The sequence below is a fragment of the Microbacterium sp. NPDC057658 genome (assembly GCF_042799975.1).
Lineage (GTDB): Bacteria > Actinomycetota > Actinomycetes > Actinomycetales > Microbacteriaceae > Microbacterium.
Genome location: NZ_JBHVHT010000001.1, coordinates 673,881 through 691,718, shown reverse-complemented (window position 1 = coordinate 691,718; position 17,838 = coordinate 673,881). Strand labels below are relative to the sequence as shown.

Sequence of the window (17,838 nt, the reverse complement as noted above, 5' to 3'; positions counted from 1 at the left end):
GATGAGGGGGTTGCGCGGAGCGGAGATCAGTTCTGCATCGCGATCTGCTGCCCCTTCACGAGCGGGTACGCCGCGAGCTCGGAGCCGTCGAGATCCTCCTTGTGCATGTCCACACCGGTGATCTGGCTGTTCTCGTAGGTCGTGTAGTAGTACACGCCCGTCGCCGTGTTGGCGCACGACGAGTAGATGGTGATCTCGTACTTCTCCTCGTCGCCGACCTGCACGCACCCGCGCTGCTGGGCGACAGAGCCGAGGATCTGGAAGAACTGGCTGATCGACTCCGACTCCGACGTCCCGCACACCGAGTTCATGCGCGTGAACACCGCCTTCACGAACCGGGACGACGACGACAGGTCTCCCGGCAGCCCGATCCCGCCCATGCCGCGACTGTAGAGGTCCATCGGCACGTCCGAGGCGAACGTGTTCTCCGGCTGCCGCTTCGAGAGGTGCTGATAGTCGTTGAGCCGGAAGCTCTGGATGTCGAACGTGGGGTTGTTCGTGAGCACGCCGCACGGGTTGTCGTAGACCTTGAGGCCGCCGCGCACGCTCTCGACCGTGATCGATGCGCTCTTGTCGGCGATGATCCAGTGCAGCGGCGACAGCGGGAACTCCGGGCTGAAGTTGATGTCGACGAGGCTCACCGACCGCAGGGCCTCCTTCACCTCGGCCACCGTCTCGAACTGTCCGAGGACCCAGGGGATGAACTCGAACGGGGTGACCTCGGTGTCCCCCGACCCCGGCGCCGGGTAGTGCGCGTTGTCCGGGAAGTTGAGCCCCGCCATGCCGAGCCCCTTCTCGTTGACCGCGTCGTAGTAGAGCGGGTAGCCGTCGGCGATCGTCGCGATCCCGATGATCGCGTGGTGCGTCGGCATCGACGGCAGCCGGTGGAACGGGAACGGGAAGTTCCGCGGTGTGACGGTCACGGTCTCGTTGTACGAGAACTCCAGATCGAGATTCCTCCCGAAGTAGTGGTCGGCGGTCGTGAAGCTCAGTCCTGTGCACATGGTCGTGTCCCCCCATCCGCGGGCCGGTCGACCCGCCGGTTTCGCGCCATGCTTCCACCTTCCGCCCCCGAATGTAAGTGGGGTCACCCATGACGAAGGAGGGCCTCCCGCTGCGGGAGACCCTCCTTCGAGACGTGCGACGGGTGTCAGCTCGTGACGGTCCAGTCGAACTGGTCGCCGTACTCCTCGAGCCAGGCGTCGACCGCGTCGGCTTCCTTGCCCTCGCCGTACTCGTTGACCACGAGGTCTTCGAGCGCGCCGTACTGCTCGTCGTCGAGCTTGATCTTCTCGATCAGCTCCGCCGCCTCCGGGAACTCGTCCGCGAAGCCCGCGGTGCCGAGGAAGTGCAGGCCCTCGGCCTTGCCCATGGCGCCCTTCGGGTCTTCGAGGTCCTTCACGGGGAAGGCGTCGTTGGCCCAGAACGGACGCCACAGCGTGACGACGATGTCCTCCTTCTTGTCGGTCGCGGTCTTGAGCTCGGTGAGCATCGCCGCGGTCGACGAGGTGACGAGCTCGTACTCGCCGTCGAGGCCGTACTCGGGCATCATCTTCTGGGTCTGGGCGGTCAGGCCCGCACCCGGCTCGATGCCGTAGATCTTGCCGTCGAAGTCGGCGCCCTTGCCCGCGAGGTCCTCGATCGAGGTGAGCTCGGAGTACTCCGGCACCGCGAGGGTCAGCTTGGCGTTCTCGTAGTACGTGCCGAGGTCTTCGATGTCGTCGCCGTACTTGTCCATGTAGGAGGCGTGGGTGAGTTCCGGCCACGCCGACGGGTACATGTCGACATCGCCCTGTGCGAGCCCGGTGTAGAGCGGGCCGGCCTCGGTGAGCGTCTTCATCTCGACCGTGTAGCCGATCTTCTCGAGCTGGTCCTGGAGGAGGTAGGCGGTGCTGAGGCCGTCGGTCCAGGAGGGCAGGAACCCGAGGGTGATGGTGCCCTTGTCCTCGGCACCGTCGCCGCCGCCGCTCGTGCCACCGGCGCCGTCGCCGCTGCATCCGGCGAGGGTGAGCGCTGCGGCAGCCCCGAGGGCGGTGATGGTCAGGATCTTCTTCTTCATGTGACTCTCTCTCTTGCGTTCCGTATGTGGTTCAGGAGGTGCGGACGAGGCCGCGGGACAGCTGTGCCGGGATCGAAACCGTGCCGGGATCCGCGCCCCAGCGCCCCATTTCCGTCCCGCACCGGACGTAGCGGGGTGGGACGGAAACGGGGACGCGGGGGCTCAGGCGCGGGCGAGCTCGGATTCGGTCGGGGCCTCCTCGGCGGGCACGGAGGCTGCGGACTCCGACGCCACGGGAGCGGAGGGCCGGGACGAACCGCGACGCTTCAGCATGCCGAGGAGCGAGGAGCGGTTCTCGCCGGGCGCGCCCAGAGCGGCGGTCACCCGGTCGAGGAACACGGCGATGAGCACGACGCCCAGTCCGGCCTCGACGCCCTTGGGGATGTTGATCGTCGAGATCGCCTCGACGACCATCTTCCCGAGCCCGTCGGCACCGGCCATTCCGGCGATGACCGCCATCGACAGGGCGAGCATGATGACCTGGTTGACGCCGGCCATGATGGTCGGCATCGCGAGCGGGAGCTGGATGCCGCGGAGGATCTGCCCCGGCGTCGCTCCGAAGGCGTGTCCGGCCTCGACGGTCTCCGCGTCGACGCCGCGGATGCCCAGCTCGGTCAGGCGCACGCCGGGAGGCAGCGCGAAGATCACGGTGGCGACGAGTCCGGGCACCACACCGATGCCGAAGAACACGATCGCCGGGATCAGGTACACGAATGCCGGCATGGTCTGCATGAAGTCGAGCACCGGCTTCAGCGTCGCGCGCACGGTCGCATTGCGCGCCGACCAGATGCCGAGCGGCACCGCGATCAGCACGGCCACGACGGCGGCGACGAGCACCAGGGCGAGCGTCTGCATCGCCGGCACCCAGAGGTCCATGGCGACGATGAGCCCGAACGACAGGATCGTGCCGATGGCGAGCTGCCACGAGCGCACGAGCCAGGCGATCAGCGCCGCGATCACGATGATCACGGCGAAGTGCGGCGTGAGGAGCAGACGGGTGAGACCGTCGACGAGGAAGCTCACCACGAACGAGACCGCGTCGAGCAGGCCGTCGAGGTTGGCGGTGATCCAGTCGACGCCGGCGGCGACCCAGTCGCCCACGGGGATGCGGAAACCGTCCATCAGCGCACCTCCTCCGCCTGTGCCTCTGAGCCGAAGCCACCCTGTGCCTCTGACCCGAACCCATCCTGGGTCCCTGAGCTCGTCGAAGGGCCGGGCTCGGCCGTCCATCCGTCGTCGAGCACGGCGTCGATCTCGGCCTGGGGCATGGGGGTCATCGGCAGCAGGATCTCCTCGGTCGCTCCGGGCCCGGGACCGAGCGCCGCGAGCAGGGTGACGCGCGGGATCACTCCCGCGAGGCGGCCGTCGGCATCCGTCACCGCGAGGGGCAGCGGCGACTCGACGGCGGGGACGAACAGGTTCATGAGGACGTCGTCCTCGCGCACGCTCTGCAGCACCGGCTTGATGATCGAGTCGAGGCGCGTGGCGCCCTGCCGCACGAGCTTCACGGCGTCGCGGTCGGTGACCACGCCGACGAGCTGGCGGTCCTTGCCGACCACGTAGGTCGCCGACATGTAGGCGTCGCGCATCTGGCGGAGCGCGGTGCGAGGACCGGCCGACTCGGCGACGACGGGGCGCGGACGCTCCATCACGTTGGCGGCGGTGAGCACGCGGGCACGATCGACGTCCTGCACGAACTGCTCGACGTAGTCGTTCGCCGGGTCCATGAGGATGTCCTCCGGCGTGCCGATCTGCACGATGCGGCCGTCGCGCATGACGGCGATGCGGTCACCGAGGAACATGGCCTCGTTGAGGTCGTGCGTGATGAAGACGATGGTCTTCTGGAGCTTCTGCTGCAGCTCCAGAAGCTGCTCCTGCATCTCGCGGCGGATCAGCGGGTCGAGCGCGCTGAAGGCCTCGTCCATGAGCAGGATGTCGCTGTCGGCCGCGAGGGCGCGGGCGATGCCCACGCGCTGCTGCATGCCGCCGGACAGCTCGGACGGCAGCTTGTCGCCCTGACCCTCGAGCCCGACGAGGGCGAGGATCTCCTCGGCCTTGGCCTGGCGCTCGGCCTTGCCGACGCCCTTGAGCTCGAGCGGGTAGGCGACGTTCGCGGCGACCGTGCGATGCGGCAGCAGCGCGAAGTGCTGGAACACCATCGAGATGCGGTCGCGGCGGATCTCCCGCAGGCGGGCGGCCGGAATGCCCGTGATCGGGTCGCCGCCCACGGTGACGGTGCCCGCGGTGATGTCGTGCAGCCCGTTGAGCATGCGGATGATGGTGGACTTGCCCGATCCGGACAGGCCCATGATGACGAAGATCTCACCGCGGTTGACGGTGAAGCTGGCGTCGATGACGGCGGCGGTCCCCGCGTCGGCGACGGCGGCACGGCTCTCCCCTGCCTTCAGCCGGCGGACGGCGGCGCTCGGATTCCTCCCGAACACCTTGTACAGATGGCGCGCTTCGAGTGCTGTTTCGGACACGTTTCCCCTGCGGCTCGGCCTTCGGGTGGCTGAGCCTGCTTCGGTCACGCCCGGGTGATCCTCACGAGGCCGTTCGACGTCTTCGCTGTGGCGGCACAGGCGGCGGATTTCGGATCCGCCGCAGAGGGGATCGACCGTACGCCCACGCCTCTTCGCCGCACAGCTCATCGAAGGAAGGACGTGACCGCGGACTGGTCTATGGGCCGTCAGGCCCGCAGACCAACGTAACGAAATGGCCGGTCAGCGGCAAATCCTGCACTGCGGACGTGCCCGGGTTTCCGGCGCTGACCGGGGGATAGTACGAGCGTCTAGCAATCTCGGCGCACCGTGCTCACGGGCGACGAACGGAGCGCGTCACCGTGAACTTCGGGGTGCGCCGGAGCTGCGCGGTGGGGCCGATGAGCCGCGTCAGCTCGGCCCGGTAGCCGAGGCTCGAGTTGTACACCGTGAACAGCTCCCCGTCCGGTCGGAGCAGGCGCGCGGCGGCCTCGAACAGGCGGGTCGCGGCGCCGGTGTGCACGCTGGCGCCGAGGTGGAACGGCGGATTCAGGAGCACCGTGTCGAAGCTCCCCGCGGCGAGCGCCGACCCCGCGTCGTCGTGGGTGACCTCGACCCGATCGGCCACCCCGTTCGCCGACGCGGTGGCGCGGGCGGAGGCGACGGCGGCGGCCGAGCGGTCCGTGGCGACGACCCGGTCCTGCGGGCGAGCACGCGCCCAGGACACGGCGAGCGCTCCCGTCCCGCAGCCGAGGTCGAGCACGCGGCGGCCGGCATCGTTCCCGTCGAGGTCGAGCACATCGAGCAGCGTGCGGGTGCCGATGTCGAGACGGGGTCCGGCAAAGGCGCCGCCGTGGGCGACGAGGACGAGGTCGCCGTGCCGCGCCGAGACCGGGAACGGCGGGAACTCCGGCACGGGAAGCGGCTCGGTGGCGATGAGCAGCCGCGACTTCCGCTCCGCACGCTGGGCCTGGACGTGCGCGAAGCTCCGCCCCAGGACATCGTTCTGACCGAGGGACATGTGCTTCACGCGGCCTCCCGCGACGAGCACCACCTCCGGGGCGGCCCAGCGGGCCACGGCGTCGGCGATCTCCTCGAGTTCAGCGAGGGCCTTCGGCAGCTGCAGCAGCACCAGTCTCGCTTCGGCGAGCAGATCGGCATCGAGCTCGTGCGGCGCGAACCCGCCGATTCCGAGCTCCTCCGCGTTGCGAGCGAGGGCGCGGCGTCCGGTCGCGAGGTCCTGATGCACCCGGACACCGGAGCGCCCGGCCGCCGTGAGCGCCAGCGTGATCGCGCCGTACTCATCTCCGATCACGACCGTCTCGGACCCCGGCACGTCGAGCGCGAGTGCGCGCTCCACGAGCAGGAGGTCGGTCGCATCCTGGGCCTGGAGGTTGTCCGCCTCGACGTCGGGCCAGCGACGCAGGCGGCTGTAGGGGAACTCCGGCACCAGCCCACTGTACGCGGCCCGCCCCACCCCCTCCTCGTGCACGACTTCGGAGCTGACGGCCGACACGCCGCCGGAACCGACCGTCAGGCGGCATGTCGGCGGAGATCTCCGAAGCTGTGCCCGCCCACATCCAGAGGGGTTGACACCGTGGCCGGTTCCGTGGTTACTTAGTCAAGTAAGTAACCCAGCAACCACGGAGGACTCGTGATCGAAGAAGGCAAGCCGCTCTTCCTCCAGATCGCCGAGCAGATCGAGGACTCCATCCTCGACGGCTCGCTGGCCGAGGAGGCGCAGGCCCCTTCGACGAACGAGCTCGCCGCGTTCTACCGCATCAACCCCGCCACCGCTGCGAAGGGAGTCGCCATGCTCACCGACAAGGGAGTGCTCCACAAGCGCCGAGGCATCGGCATGTTCGTCTCGGAAGGCGCCAGGGAGCTGCTCCTCGGCGAGCGCCGCGCGGCCTTCGCCGACCGCTACATCGACCCGCTCCTCGCGGAGGCCCGCACGCTCGGCCTCGGCGCGGAAGACCTCGCGGACCTGCTCCGGCAGCGCGCCGCATCCGCCCCCACCCCAGAAGGGAAGAACCCCGCATGACCGCCGTCATCGAGGTGCAGAACCTCACCAAGCGCTACAAGGAGAAGCGGGCGCTCGACAACGTGTCGCTCGCTCTCGAGGGAGGCTCGATCTACGGGCTCCTCGGCCGCAACGGCGCCGGGAAGACGACACTCATGTCGATCCTCACGGCCCAGAACTTCGAATCCTCCGGCACCGTGAGGGTGTTCGGCGAGCACCCGTACGAGAACGCCCATGTGCTCGGCCGGATCTGCTTCGTGCGGGAGAGCCAGAAGTACCCGGACGATGCGACCCCGCGGCACGCGTTCGCCGCCGCCCGCCTGTTCTTCCCGCACTGGGACCAGGCCCTCGCGGACGAGCTCATCGCGGAGTTCCAGCTGCCGATGAAGCAGACCATCAAGAAGCTCTCCCGCGGGCAGCTCTCCGCGGTCGGCGTCATCATCGGGCTGGCCTCCCGCGCCGAGATCACGTTCTTCGACGAGCCGTACCTCGGGCTCGACGCGGTCGCCCGGCAGATCTTCTACGACCGTCTCGTGGAGGACTACGCGGAGCACCCGCGCACGATCATCCTCTCCTCGCACCTGATCGACGAGGTCGCGAACCTCATCGAGAAGGTCATCGTGATCGACAACGGCCAGATCCTCCTCAACGAGGACACGGATGCCGTCCGCGACCGCGCCGTGACCGTCGTCGGGGATGCCGCGAAGGTCGACGCCTGGGTCGGCGATCGCGAGGTGCTGCACCGCGACGAGCTCGGTCGCGTCGCCTCCGTCACCGTGCTCGGCGCCCTCACCGCCGACGATCGCGCGGAGGTGCGGGCCGCCGGCCTCGACCTCGCCCCCGTCTCCCTGCAGCAGCTCATCGTCCGCCTCACCCAGAAGGCCGAGACCCGCTCCGGCACCAGAGCCGACGCCACCACGGAAGGAGTCCGCTGATGCGACGCACACTCAACGTCATCCGCCTGCAGCTCATCAACCGGCAGACCTTCGTCTGGGTGCCGTTGATCATCCTCGCCTCGGCCGTGGTGATCTCGGTCCTCATCTACGCGATGATCCCCGGCGACGCCCCCAAGTACGGCGGAGGCGGCCAGGCACCGCTGTGGTACTTCTTCGCGATCGGGCTGTCGGCCATGACGCTGACCTTCCCGTTCTCGCAGGCCATGAGCGTCACCCGGCGCGAGTTCTTCATCGGAACGCTGCTGACCGCAATCCTCGGCAGCGCGCTGCTCGGGATCCTCTTCCTCCTGGGCGGCGCGATCGAGCTGGCCACGAACGGGTACGGCGTGAACGGCTGGGTGTTCCACCTGCCGTGGCTGTGGGAGGCCGGCCCGCTCGGCGCCTTCGTCGTCTACTTCACGCTCGCGCTGTTCTTCTTCGTGGTCGGGTTCACCGGCGCGACGATCTACAAGAGCTGGGGTCCGATGGTGCTCACCATCGTCGGCGTCGCCCTGGCGCTCCTCCTCGTGGGGGTCGTGTTCCTCGTGACGCGGCTCGAGCTGTGGGGCGACGTGTGGCTCGGCATCCTCGACCTCGGAGCCGTGGGCCTCGCCCTCTGGGGACTCGTGGTCGTCGCCGTCCTCAGCGTCATCTCGTTCCTCGCGTTCCGTCGAGCCACGCCCTGAGGGACGGTCCGGAATCCGCGGATGCCGCGGCTGCGCACCCCGCGCGGCCGCGGCATCCGCGTCCGGCCGCCCTCTACTCGGCGACCGGAGGCGGGGCAACCCGGTGGCCGCGCGCCGCCTGCCGCCCTATCCTCACCACGGAAGACCACCCGACCGCCGCGAGGAGAGGATGCCGTGACGCCCGATCTCTCGCGCCTGCGCGTCCGCGAACGCCGCTCGTACCTCGCCCGCACCGTCCGCGAGGCCGTCCGCCCCGCTCGTCTGCTCCTCGTGGCCAAGACGGCGCTCGCCGTCGGGCTCGCGTGGACGATCGCGCCGCACATGCCGGGGGTCACCGACGAGTACCCGTATTACGCACCCCTGGGCGCGCTCGTGAGCATGTACCCGACGGTCATGGGATCCATGCGGTCGAGCCTGCAGACCCTGTTCGGTCTGGCCACCGGCATCGGTCTGGCCGCGCTGATCGTGCTCACGGTCGGGCCGACGTGGTGGACGATCCCCCTCGTGGTCGGCCTCGGCGTCCTCGTCTCCGGCACCGGCTGGTTCGGCGTCGGCAAGGAGTACGTCCCGATGGCGGCGCTGTTCGTGCTCATCATCGGCGGTCAGAACGCGGACGACTACTCCCTCGGCTACCTGGCCCAGATGGGGGTCGGGATCGTCATCGGTCTGGTGGTGAACCTCCTCTTCGCCCCCGCCCCGCTCATCGGATCGGCCGAGGCGCGGGTGGAGGAGTTCCGACGACAGCTCGCCGGGCACCTCCACGACATCGGCTCCGCGGTCTCGGAGTCCTGGCCGCCGGAGACCGCACAGTGGGCCGACGATGCCGCAGCGCTCGCCGAGACCACCGCCGACCTCCGTGCCGCCCTGGCCGAGGCCGACGAGAGCGTCCGCTACAACCCGCGCGCGCGACGCCGGCATGCGGGCACCGCCCACATCCACGAGCAGCTCTCCACGCTCGACCGCATCGCGCACCTCATCCGGGACATCGCCGACGCGACGGCCGACACGATCTGGAAGCGTCCGGCGGCCATGCCCCTGGATCCGGCGCTGCCCGAGCCGTTGTCGGCGGCCTGCCACGCCGTCGCCGACGTCATCGCGGAGGACGACCCCGCCTCGAGCGCGGCGCACCGCCGCCGCGCGGAGGCGGCGCGGGCGATCCGGCTCCTGCTGGAGAAGGTCGACGACCGCACGTTCGACGTGCGCAGCTCGATGGGACCGGGCGTGCTGACGGCGATGCACCTCCGCCGCATCCTCATCCTCAGCGGCGAGCGCCTCGACGACGAAGACGAGTGAGTCAGATGGTGTCGTCGGCGACGACGATGTCCAGCTGCCAGTGACGGCCCGCGGGGTCGGTGTCGTCGTGCGCGTCGTCGGCGGCGGAGAGCACGTCATCGATCTTGTGCATCACGTCGTCGAACTCGGCCTCGGTCAGTCGGATGGTGCGCTGCACGAACGACGCATGCACCTCGGCGGTGCGACCGGACACGTACTCGGGCGTCCAGGCCACCACCCGGCGCAGCAGGTCGACGTGGTCCTCTGCGAGCGCGGCCACCACCGCATCGCCGAGCGCCTCGTCCGCGACCGGATTCTCCGGACCGCCGACGGTGAGGGCCCCCTTGCGTCCCGTCCACACGCGGTCGCGGCGGTCTCTGGCCTGCTCCGGAGCCTCCTCGATGAGCCCCGCCTCGGCGAGCACCCGCAGGTGGAAGCTGGCGCTGTTGGCCGGCACGTCGAGCGCACCGGCGATGTCCGCGGCGCGCAGGAAACCGCGGCGTGCGATGAGGCGGAGGATCTGGCGGCGCAGCGGGTGCGAGTAGGCCTTGAGCATGGCCGAGGTCATGAAGGCGGCGTCCTCCCGAGAGGTCTTCTCCGCGTCGTCAGCCATTCCCCGATCCTAGTCACGCAAATGCGCACGAACAGTTGCGCAATTATTCTTGCGGAACTATCGTCGAGCCATGAGCACGACGACCACGCCGCACCGCCTGTGGCAGAACACGCGCTACCTCACCTGGCTCGTCAGCGACACGAGCAAGGGGCTCGCCTCGGCGCTCTTCGGGTTCGCCGTCCCGCTCCTCGCGCTCGTCATCACGAACGACCCCGCACAGGCCGGCATCATCGCGGGGGCGGGCATGGTGGCGCGGGTGCTGCTCACCCTCGTGGGCGGGATCATCGCGGACCGGCACCGGCGCATCGTGCTCATGCTCGTCGGCTCGATTCTGGGGATCGTGCTGGCCGGGGCCTTCACCCTCCTCGCCCTCGGCGGCGCCCTCACCTTCGCGACCCTCCTCGTGATCGACGTGCTGCTGGCCGCGCGGAGCGGCCTCTTCGACGTCGCCGGCGAGAGCGCGCTGAAGGAGATCGTCCCGGACGACGCGATGGGGCGCGCGCAGGCCGCGAACCAGGGGCGCGATGCGGCCCTCCAGCTCGCCGGCGGCCCGCTGGGCGGCCTGCTCCTCGGGGTGGGCGGCTGGCTCGTCGGCGCGGTCATGACCCTGTGCCACCTCGTCGCCGCCGTGACCGCCGGGCTCCTCGGGCGACAGGTCCGGCGCGCGGGCATCGCCGACGTCGGCGCTCTGGACGAGGACGACGGCGGCGCGCCCCCCGCACGCCCGAACGCCTGGCGGGAGTTCCGCGAGGGCTTCGGCTGGCTGCTGTCCCGCCCCGACCTCGGCGGCGTCATGCTCATCATGACCATCGTGAACCTCGGCTTCAACGCCGCGATCACCACGGCCGTCTATGCGCTGCAGCAGGCGGGCCATTCCGAACTCCTCATCGGAACCGTCAGCGCGGCCATCGGCGCCGTGATGCTTGTCGGCGCGATCGTCGCCCCGCTCCTCGTGCCCCGGATCCCGGCGGGCGTGCTCACGATCGGCGGGCTCGCAGTGGTCGCCCTCGGCGCCGTCGTGCTGTCGTTCGCGTCGGCACCGTGGACCGTCGCCGCCGTCCTCGGTGCTACGGTGCTCCTCGTCCCCGCCCTGAACGCCGGGATGATGGGCTACTTCATGGTGGCCACGCCGTCACGTCTGCTGGGACGCGCGAACAGCGCCATGGGGGTCCTCGCGATGGGCGCGATGCCGCTCGCCCCGCTCATCGCGGGCTTCGGCCTGGCCGGGCTCGGACGACAGGGCACCATCCTCATCTGTGCGGCCCTCTGCGTGGTGGCCGCCGCCCTCGCGATCGGGAACCGCGCCCTCCGCAGCCTCCCGGTCGAGTCTCGCTGGGCCGCGCACGCCGCCCGGTACGAGGGGGACTGAGGTGGAGACACTGCGCTAGTCGCCTGGCGTCGGGCCAGTGACGTCGGCGGCACCGAACAGCAAGCTGTCGACGACCTGGTCGCGCCGGGCCGGCCGCGCGGTGGTGTACCTCAGCAGATCTTCGAAGTGAGAGAACACGACGACCGCTTCTTCGAACTCTGGCTCGGAACCGTGGACGACTGCTCCGTCGTCTCGCACCGCCAGGTACTCGTATCCGTTGCGAACGGAAAGCAGGATGGGTGCGTGGCGCCTCCAGAAACGGGAGACCGCGACCGCCTCATCATCCGTCGTCGCAGCCTGGATGCTCAGCAGTTCACACTCGTTCCACGCGAACGCCCCCTCCGCGCCGGTCGAGTAGTCGTCGCGGGACAAGAACCACACCGTCTCGTCTGAGCTCGACAGGAGTGAGAACGAGGACACCCAGCGGATCACCGTTTCGGGTGCCGCGCGCAGCGGGGAGGGAACGCCGTTCTCCATCGACGTCGGCGGCTCAAACGTCCACCCGGCTTCCTGCAAGCTTCCGGCGGCACTTCGGAAGAGTTCCGGCATGCTCCCAGGCTACCGATCCGCACGAATCACCCTTCAGCAACCAATCCTGCGACAACCGCCGTGCCGATTCTCCCGATTCTCGTCTTGTTCAAAGACGTCTAACGCGTAGAGCTGAACACATCTCGCCGGCGGCTCACCCGGGACAGTGGTCGCGATCGATGTCGGTCGCCGTCACATCAGAGCCGATAGGAGACCACCGATTCATGGCGCGAGCGCGAGCACGGTGATCCCCGCCGCCGCGGAGGCCACGGCCAGCACCAGCGCGATCGCGATGAGGATGACGTGCACGCGGAGGAACGGGGTGGCCTTGCCGTTCTCGTCCCTGGCACGCGGGTCCTTCGCGACGCGGCTGTAGAACCGCGGCCAGACGAGCACGTTGAAACCGGCGTTGAGGAACAGCACGACGACGAGAGCGATCACCCCTCCACGCTAGCGAGGGCGGCGTCGCACCACGGATCCGGCCGTCGGAATTCTTGGACGGCGACATGTATCACCGAGCCCTTGCCGTGCTCCTGGTAGGTGTGATCACAATGGGCTTCATGATCGACGGTGCCCCCGGCGCCGCCTTCGATCCGGCATCCGACGACGGGCGCGCACGCTGGGAACGCGCCGCGGACCTGTTCGATGCGTGGCGCGATGGCGACGGCCGCTCGATGGACGACCTGGTGCGGCTGATGACGCCCGTGCTCTGGCACGTCGTGCGCGCCTACGGCCTCGAACGCACCCTCGCGGAAGACGTCGTGCAGACGACCTGGCTCCAGCTCGTGCGCGGCCACGGCACCATCGCCGACTCGCGTGCCGTCTCGGCCTGGCTCACGACCACCGCCCGCCGCGAGGCCTGGAAGGTCGGGAAGGCCGTCGGTCGCGTCGACACCGCGGAATCCGACGACCTGGACGCCCTCCTTCCGGAGCAGGCGTCCGCCGAGGAGCACGCCGCGCTCGACGACGAGAACCGCCGACTCTGGGCCGCCGTCCGCCGCCTCGCCGAGCGCTGTCAGCGCCTCCTCCGAGTGATCGCCTTCGAGGACCGCCCGGACTACGCGCGCCTCGCCCGCGACCTCTCCATGCCGGTCGGCAGCATCGGCCCGACCCGCAGCCGCTGCCTCGCGAAGCTCCGCGACCTCCTCGACGCCCCGGCCACCCGGACGGAGGGACGATCATGAGCGATGAGGACGACGCCCGGCTGTTCGCCCGCCTGCGCAGCCTCTGGAGAGAGGTCGACCCCGTCCCGGCCGGCCTCATCGACCGGATGGTCGCCGCGGTCGCCGCGGACGGGCTCAACCGCGAGTACGCGCTGCTCACGCTCGTGGAAGGCCAGCTCGGCGCGGTCCGCGGCGAGACCGACGCCCTCACCCTGCAGTTCAGCGACGGCAGCACGAGCATCCTCCTCCACGTCACGACGACCGCGTCCGGGCGACGGCGGATCGACGGCTGGGTGGACACCGCCGCCGCGGAGATCCTGTTGCTGCAGGGCGAGCGCGAGCGCCGCACGACCCCGGCGGAGACCGGCCGATTCGTGTTCGACGAGGTGCCGTCCGGGCTCAGCCGCGTGCGCCTGACCGCGACGGTCGGCGACGAGACCCGCACCCTGGAGACCCCGCAGTTCGAGTTGTGACCCCGCATCGCCGGCGCCGTCGCCGGCGATGCCCACGGAGAGGATGACCGATGGAGCAGCCCCAGGGATGGACCTGGCAGGACCGCGCGGAGGGATCGATCCGCCGCGGCACCGCCCTCGACCCCAGCACGGAACCGGTGGATGGGATCCGCGCGTTCCCCACCGCGTACCTGCCCGAGCGGCTGCTCATCACGCGTGCCCTCGGCGAGGAGGAGGCGTACGACCGCGAGCTGCGCGCCCTGAGGGATGCCGCGGACTCCTTCGGCTGGCGGCTGGAGCTGGAGTCGCCGGAGCGAGAGATCGGGAACGGCGAGCTCGTCCCGGGTGTCGCGGGGTTCCTGCGGGCGCGCTTGACCACGCCGGATGAGCCGACCAGGGGCGAGTCCCCCGTGGCGCCCGACGCCTGGCGGGTGCTGCAGCGCGCGCGCCGACTGTCGCGCTCGACCATGCCGCGGACCAGCCTGGAGCACGTGCTGTCGATCGATCCGGTCGGACTCAACCCGTTCACCCGGACGAACCCGTTCACCCGGACCAACCCGTTCACCCGGACGAATCCCGTCCGCGGTGCCGCTCCCGGCGGAGGCGGCAGCGACGACTACCTGGAGCCCGGACGCGGGGCCCGGCAGCCGGTCACCTGGCTCGGCCCCGCTCCGGCTCGAGCCGCCGCTCCGAAGCGCGGACGACGACCGGTCGTGGCGATCCTCGACACCGGCTGCGGCGAGCACGCCTGGCTGCCGTCGGACATCGTCACCCGGCACGTCGAACTCGACGGCGTCCCCGTGGGCTTCACGGACGACGCCGACCCCGAACGCTACCCCGACCTGTACGGGCAGCTCGACGGCGAGATCGACGCGGTGGCCGGTCACGGCACCTTCATCGCGGGCCTCGTGCGTCAGGCCGCCCCGGACGCCGACATCCTCTCCATCCGCGTCGCCGGCGCGCTCGGGGTGGTCGACGAGAGCACGCTCCTGGAGACCGTGGCGCAGGTCGTGGAACTGCTGCGGCGGCACCGCGAGGATCCGACGACCGGCTTCCCGATCGACGTGCTCAACCTCTCCCTCAGCTACTACCACGAGACCCCGACCGACGGGCTCTTCAGCAGGACTCTGTACGAGCTGCTCGCGAAGGCCAGGGAGCTCGGCTGCGTGGTCGTCTGCTCGGCCGGCAACGACGCGATCGATCGGCCCTCGTTCCCCGCCTCGCTGTGGCCGTGGCCCGGCGCCGACAACGGGCTGCCGTCCGACGACGGCGCTCCGCACGTGTCGGTCGGCGCCCTGAACCCGTCGGCGCACTCCGTCGCCCTGTTCTCGAACGTCGGCCCCTGGGTGCAGGTGTACGCCCCGGGCGCCGCCGTGGTCAGCACCTCGCCCGCCTTCGTCGGCGGCGCGCAGGCCGCGACCCGCGCGGACATCGACGGGCTGCCGCGCGAGACGCTCGACCCGGACGACTACCGCGGCGGCTTCGCGGTGTGGAGCGGCACCTCCTTCGCCGCTCCGTACATCGCCGGTCGGGTCGCGGCCCAGCTCGGCGCCGTCCCGGCCGCGGGGGTGAAGCCCGCCGTCGCCGGGAAGGCCGTCGCCGCCGTGCTGAAGTCCCTGCCGACGCCGCACGAGCGGCTCTGACCCCTCGCACCCTTCCGCACGACCGCTCCGGCACGGCATCCTGGACGGATGCCCCTGTCCGCGAGCGCGCTGCACCGACGCGGCGTCGAGGCGGCCAACGCCCGGCAGTTCACCCGTGCCAGGCGGGAACTGGAGAAGGCCGCCGCCCGCACCGACGACGCCGACCTCCGCGCCCGCATCGACGGGACGGCCGCCTACGTGCTCGCGCAGACCGGTGAGCCCGCGGCCGCGGAGGCGCTGTGCCGGGAGGCGCTGGCCAGGGACGGGCTGCAGGCCGAGACGGTCGCCCTCCTCGGCGGGCAGCTCGGCGCCCTCCTCATGCACGGGGGCAGGATGGAGGAGGCCGAGGCGAGCCTGACCACCGCGATCGACGCCCTGGCCGCGACCGGGACCGAGACCCCCGCCCTCGCCAACTGCCTGATGAACCGGGCGGTGGTGCGGATGCAGCGCCATCAGCTGGACACCTGCATGGCCGATCTCCGCCGTGCGATCTCGATCTACGAGGCGCACGACGAACGGGACTCGCTCGCCGAGGCCACGCACAACCTCGGCTATGCCGCACTCCTCGGCGGCGACCTCGTGTCGGCGCTGCGCCTGATGGCCGAATCCCGGCCGACGTTCGCCGCCACCAGCGCCCTCGCCACCGCCATCAGCGACCTCGACCGCGCCGAGGTGCTCCGCGACGCCGGGCTGACGACCGAGGCGGAGGCGCTGCTCGCCCGCGTGGCCGTGCAGTTCGGTGCCCAGCGGATGCGCCAGGCCCGTGGGGAGGCGGAGTTCCACCTCGCCCGCTCACTCGTCCGCCACGATCCGCGAGCCGCGGCGCGGGCGGCGAGGACGGCCGCCCGCCGCTTCACCGCCCTCGGCAGCAGCGGCTGGGCGGCCCGCGCCGCGGCGGTGGAGCTGGAAGCCCGACAGCGGATCCGGCCCGATCGCCCGCTCGACGCCGCCGCGTGGGAGCAGGTGGCGCAGGAGCTCGACCGGAGCGGCTTCCGCACCGAGGCCACGGCCCTGCGGTTGAGCGCCCGCCGCGACGGCACCGGCCGCCTCCCCCGCATCCCCGCTTCGGCCCCGACGCCGCTCCGACTCCGCGCGCAGGAGGTGCGCGCGGCCCGCGCCGCCGGACGCGGTCGCGACGGGGAGGCGCTGCGCGCCGCGGCCACGGGGCTCGACCTGCTGTCGGCATGGCAGCGCTCGTTCGGCGCCCTCGACCTGCAGGCCTCCGTCGCCATGCATGCCAGCGACCTCGTGTTCACGGGACTCGCCGCTGCCGTCCGCCGCCGCGACCCGGCGACGCTCTTCGAGTGGTCCGAGCGCGCCCGGCACCTCAGTCAGCAGGTCGCCCCGGTCCGTCCCCCGCACGATGACGCCCTCGCCGCCGACCTCGCCGAGCTCCGGATGCTGCGCGCCGACCTCGCGGGGGCGGACTGGACGACCGACCCCACCGTGCGCGCGCTCCGCGACCGGGTGCGCGAGCGGCAGTGGTCGGCCACCGGCTCCGGGGCGACGAGGGAGCGCCGAACACTGGCGGAGACCACCGCGCTCCTCTCCGCCGATACCGCGGTGCTCGCCTACGTCTACACCATCACCGGACTGCACGGGGTCGTGGTGCAGCCGGACGGCGCGACCCTCGTCGACCTGTCCTGGCCGCGGGTGCGGGCCGCTCTCGACGGCCTGCGCGCCGACCTCGACATGGCCGCCCTCACCCGGGACGGCGCGATGGGGCCGGTGACCGCGCGCGCTCTGACGGCGCGTCTCGCTGTCCTCGACGACGAGCTACTCGGGCCGATGCGCCGGGCCGCCGCGGGCGCCGCGCGGTTCGTGATCACCGTTCCCGGGATCCTCGGCGGGGTGCCGTGGGCCATGCTCCCTGGCATGCACGGCGTGCCGTTCACCCTCGCGACCTCGGTCTCGCGCTGGTTCGACGGGGAGGCCTCTGCTCCCTCAGCCCCGAGCGTCGGGTTCGCGGCGGGACCGCGCGTGCCGCGGGCGGCGGAAGAGGTCCAGCGCGCGGCGGAGTCGTGGGCGGGACGGGGAACGACCCGGACGCTGCAGGACACCACCGCGACCGTGAGCGCCGTCACCGCGCTGGCGGCCTCCGTCGACGTGCTCCATATCGCCGCGCACGGGCGTCACGCGGTCGACAATCCGCTGTTCTCCGGGTTCGAACTCGCCGACGGCGTGCTCTTCGGCTACGACGTCGACCTCATCGACCGGGTGCCGCGGACCGTGATCCTCTCGGCGTGCGAGCTGGGTCGGTCCTCCGTGCGCTGGGGCGAGGAGGCCCTGGGCATGACGCGCGTGTGGTTGCACGCGGGCGCGGAGGCGGTGATCGCGGCTCCCGTCACGGTGCCGGACGACGACGCGTGCGAGCTCCTGACGGCGGTCCACGAGGGCCTCGCCGGCGGCGCGTCCCCCGCCGACGCCCTGGCGAGCGCCGCGCTCAGGACGGGGGTTTCCGCCCCGTTCCAGTGTCACGGCAACGGATTCTGACTTTTTTCCCGGATCGGGGTATCAGAATCGCACCCGCCTTCTCCTGTTCTTCGGAAGGTGTCGAGCGAAAGGCCTCGAAGGGAGAGGCACGAGGGAGGCGCCGTCGGTTCTGGGGAAACGCC

Annotated in this window: 17 protein-coding genes; 9 read left to right on the top strand and 8 right to left on the bottom strand. The window is 70.9% G+C overall.

Annotated features, from left to right (window positions below; genetic code table 11):
- Positions 1-26: 26 nt before the first annotated feature.
- The 5 genes from bsh to ACFU8V_RS03290 form a co-directional block, all read right to left on the bottom strand.
- Positions 27-1,004: a choloylglycine hydrolase gene (bsh, locus tag ACFU8V_RS03310; RefSeq protein WP_303709616.1), complete on the bottom strand. Its 978-nt coding sequence runs from the start codon at positions 1,002-1,004 to the stop codon at positions 27-29.
- Between the two features lie 146 nt (positions 1,005-1,150).
- Complete coding sequence (locus tag ACFU8V_RS03305; protein WP_025104177.1) at positions 1,151-2,059, bottom strand: glycine betaine ABC transporter substrate-binding protein; 909 nt, start codon at positions 2,057-2,059, stop codon at positions 1,151-1,153.
- 162 nt (positions 2,060-2,221) lie between these two features.
- The gene (locus ACFU8V_RS03300; RefSeq protein ID WP_303709615.1) at positions 2,222-3,181 is read right to left on the bottom strand and encodes a proline/glycine betaine ABC transporter permease; all 960 of its coding nucleotides are present in this window, start codon (positions 3,179-3,181) and stop codon (positions 2,222-2,224) included.
- Positions 3,181-4,542: a glycine betaine/L-proline ABC transporter ATP-binding protein gene (locus ACFU8V_RS03295; RefSeq protein ID WP_253247372.1), complete on the bottom strand. Its 1,362-nt coding sequence runs from the start codon at positions 4,540-4,542 to the stop codon at positions 3,181-3,183. The genes ACFU8V_RS03300 and ACFU8V_RS03295 overlap by 1 nt, the downstream gene beginning before the upstream one ends.
- Positions 4,543-4,873: 331 nt before the next feature.
- Positions 4,874-5,989, bottom strand: coding sequence for a class I SAM-dependent methyltransferase (locus ACFU8V_RS03290; protein ID WP_378868941.1), 1,116 nt, complete (start codon positions 5,987-5,989; stop codon positions 4,874-4,876).
- Positions 5,990-6,193: 204 nt separating this feature from the next.
- Here ACFU8V_RS03290 and ACFU8V_RS03285 point away from each other — a divergent pair, with 204 nt between their 5' ends.
- The 4 genes from ACFU8V_RS03285 (at position 6,194) to ACFU8V_RS03270 (ending at position 9,476) form a co-directional block, all read left to right on the top strand.
- Positions 6,194-6,583 (top strand): GntR family transcriptional regulator, encoded by a 390-nt coding sequence (locus tag ACFU8V_RS03285; protein ID WP_025104181.1) that lies wholly within the window; start codon positions 6,194-6,196, stop codon positions 6,581-6,583.
- Complete coding sequence (locus ACFU8V_RS03280) at positions 6,580-7,497, top strand: ABC transporter ATP-binding protein (protein WP_303709613.1); 918 nt, start codon at positions 6,580-6,582, stop codon at positions 7,495-7,497. The genes ACFU8V_RS03285 and ACFU8V_RS03280 overlap by 4 nt, the downstream gene beginning before the upstream one ends.
- Positions 7,497-8,183 (top strand): hypothetical protein, encoded by a 687-nt coding sequence (locus tag ACFU8V_RS03275; protein ID WP_025104183.1) that lies wholly within the window; start codon positions 7,497-7,499, stop codon positions 8,181-8,183. The genes ACFU8V_RS03280 and ACFU8V_RS03275 overlap by 1 nt, the downstream gene beginning before the upstream one ends.
- A 174-nt stretch (positions 8,184-8,357) precedes the next feature.
- Positions 8,358-9,476: an aromatic acid exporter family protein gene (locus ACFU8V_RS03270; RefSeq protein WP_378868936.1), complete on the top strand. Its 1,119-nt coding sequence runs from the start codon at positions 8,358-8,360 to the stop codon at positions 9,474-9,476.
- Position 9,477: 1 nt separating this feature from the next.
- Here ACFU8V_RS03270 and ACFU8V_RS03265 read toward each other — a convergent pair whose 3' ends face one another.
- Positions 9,478-10,068: a helix-turn-helix domain-containing protein gene (locus ACFU8V_RS03265; protein WP_025104185.1), complete on the bottom strand. Its 591-nt coding sequence runs from the start codon at positions 10,066-10,068 to the stop codon at positions 9,478-9,480.
- 70 nt (positions 10,069-10,138) lie between these two features.
- Here ACFU8V_RS03265 and ACFU8V_RS03260 point away from each other — a divergent pair, with 70 nt between their 5' ends.
- Positions 10,139-11,437: an MFS transporter gene (locus tag ACFU8V_RS03260; protein WP_025104186.1), complete on the top strand. Its 1,299-nt coding sequence runs from the start codon at positions 10,139-10,141 to the stop codon at positions 11,435-11,437.
- Positions 11,438-11,452: 15 nt separating this feature from the next.
- Here ACFU8V_RS03260 and ACFU8V_RS03255 read toward each other — a convergent pair whose 3' ends face one another.
- Positions 11,453-11,986, bottom strand: coding sequence for a hypothetical protein (locus tag ACFU8V_RS03255; RefSeq protein ID WP_025104187.1), 534 nt, complete (start codon positions 11,984-11,986; stop codon positions 11,453-11,455).
- Between the two features lie 201 nt (positions 11,987-12,187).
- Positions 12,188-12,406: an SCO4848 family membrane protein gene (locus ACFU8V_RS03250; protein WP_025104188.1), complete on the bottom strand. Its 219-nt coding sequence runs from the start codon at positions 12,404-12,406 to the stop codon at positions 12,188-12,190.
- A gap of 119 nt (positions 12,407-12,525) precedes the next feature.
- Between ACFU8V_RS03250 and ACFU8V_RS03245 the strand changes: the two genes are divergently transcribed.
- From ACFU8V_RS03245 to ACFU8V_RS03230, 4 genes are read left to right on the top strand one after another with little or no spacing between them, the layout of a single operon-like run.
- Complete coding sequence (locus ACFU8V_RS03245; RefSeq protein ID WP_238695663.1) at positions 12,526-13,149, top strand: RNA polymerase sigma factor; 624 nt, start codon at positions 12,526-12,528, stop codon at positions 13,147-13,149.
- Complete coding sequence (locus ACFU8V_RS03240) at positions 13,146-13,601, top strand: hypothetical protein (RefSeq protein WP_025104190.1); 456 nt, start codon at positions 13,146-13,148, stop codon at positions 13,599-13,601. Before ACFU8V_RS03245 ends, ACFU8V_RS03240 begins: the two co-directional genes overlap by 4 nt.
- A 50-nt stretch (positions 13,602-13,651) precedes the next feature.
- Positions 13,652-15,223: a S8/S53 family peptidase gene (locus tag ACFU8V_RS03235; RefSeq protein ID WP_025104191.1), complete on the top strand. Its 1,572-nt coding sequence runs from the start codon at positions 13,652-13,654 to the stop codon at positions 15,221-15,223.
- Positions 15,224-15,271: 48 nt separating this feature from the next.
- Positions 15,272-17,716: a CHAT domain-containing protein gene (locus ACFU8V_RS03230; RefSeq protein WP_378868931.1), complete on the top strand. Its 2,445-nt coding sequence runs from the start codon at positions 15,272-15,274 to the stop codon at positions 17,714-17,716.
- The last annotated feature ends 122 nt before the right edge of the window (positions 17,717-17,838 follow it).

Bases quoted from the DNA above. Each gene is read 5' to 3' on its own strand.
- bsh (WP_303709616.1), bottom strand. From the start codon at position 1,004: ATGTGCACAGGACTGAGCTTCACGACCGCCGACCACTACTTCGGGAGG.
- ACFU8V_RS03305 (WP_025104177.1), bottom strand. From the start codon at position 2,059: ATGAAGAAGAAGATCCTGACCATCACCGCCCTCGGGGCTGCCGCAGCG.
- ACFU8V_RS03300 (WP_303709615.1), bottom strand. From the start codon at position 3,181: ATGGACGGTTTCCGCATCCCCGTGGGCGACTGGGTCGCCGCCGGCGTC.
- ACFU8V_RS03280 (WP_303709613.1), top strand. From the start codon at position 6,580: ATGACCGCCGTCATCGAGGTGCAGAACCTCACCAAGCGCTACAAGGAG.
- ACFU8V_RS03275 (WP_025104183.1), top strand. From the start codon at position 7,497: ATGCGACGCACACTCAACGTCATCCGCCTGCAGCTCATCAACCGGCAG.
- ACFU8V_RS03265 (WP_025104185.1), bottom strand. From the start codon at position 10,068: ATGGCTGACGACGCGGAGAAGACCTCTCGGGAGGACGCCGCCTTCATG.
- ACFU8V_RS03260 (WP_025104186.1), top strand. From the start codon at position 10,139: ATGAGCACGACGACCACGCCGCACCGCCTGTGGCAGAACACGCGCTAC.
- ACFU8V_RS03255 (WP_025104187.1), bottom strand. From the start codon at position 11,986: ATGCCGGAACTCTTCCGAAGTGCCGCCGGAAGCTTGCAGGAAGCCGGG.
- ACFU8V_RS03245 (WP_238695663.1), top strand. From the start codon at position 12,526: ATGATCGACGGTGCCCCCGGCGCCGCCTTCGATCCGGCATCCGACGAC.
- ACFU8V_RS03240 (WP_025104190.1), top strand. From the start codon at position 13,146: ATGAGCGATGAGGACGACGCCCGGCTGTTCGCCCGCCTGCGCAGCCTC.
- ACFU8V_RS03235 (WP_025104191.1), top strand. From the start codon at position 13,652: ATGGAGCAGCCCCAGGGATGGACCTGGCAGGACCGCGCGGAGGGATCG.
- ACFU8V_RS03230 (WP_378868931.1), top strand. From the start codon at position 15,272: ATGCCCCTGTCCGCGAGCGCGCTGCACCGACGCGGCGTCGAGGCGGCC.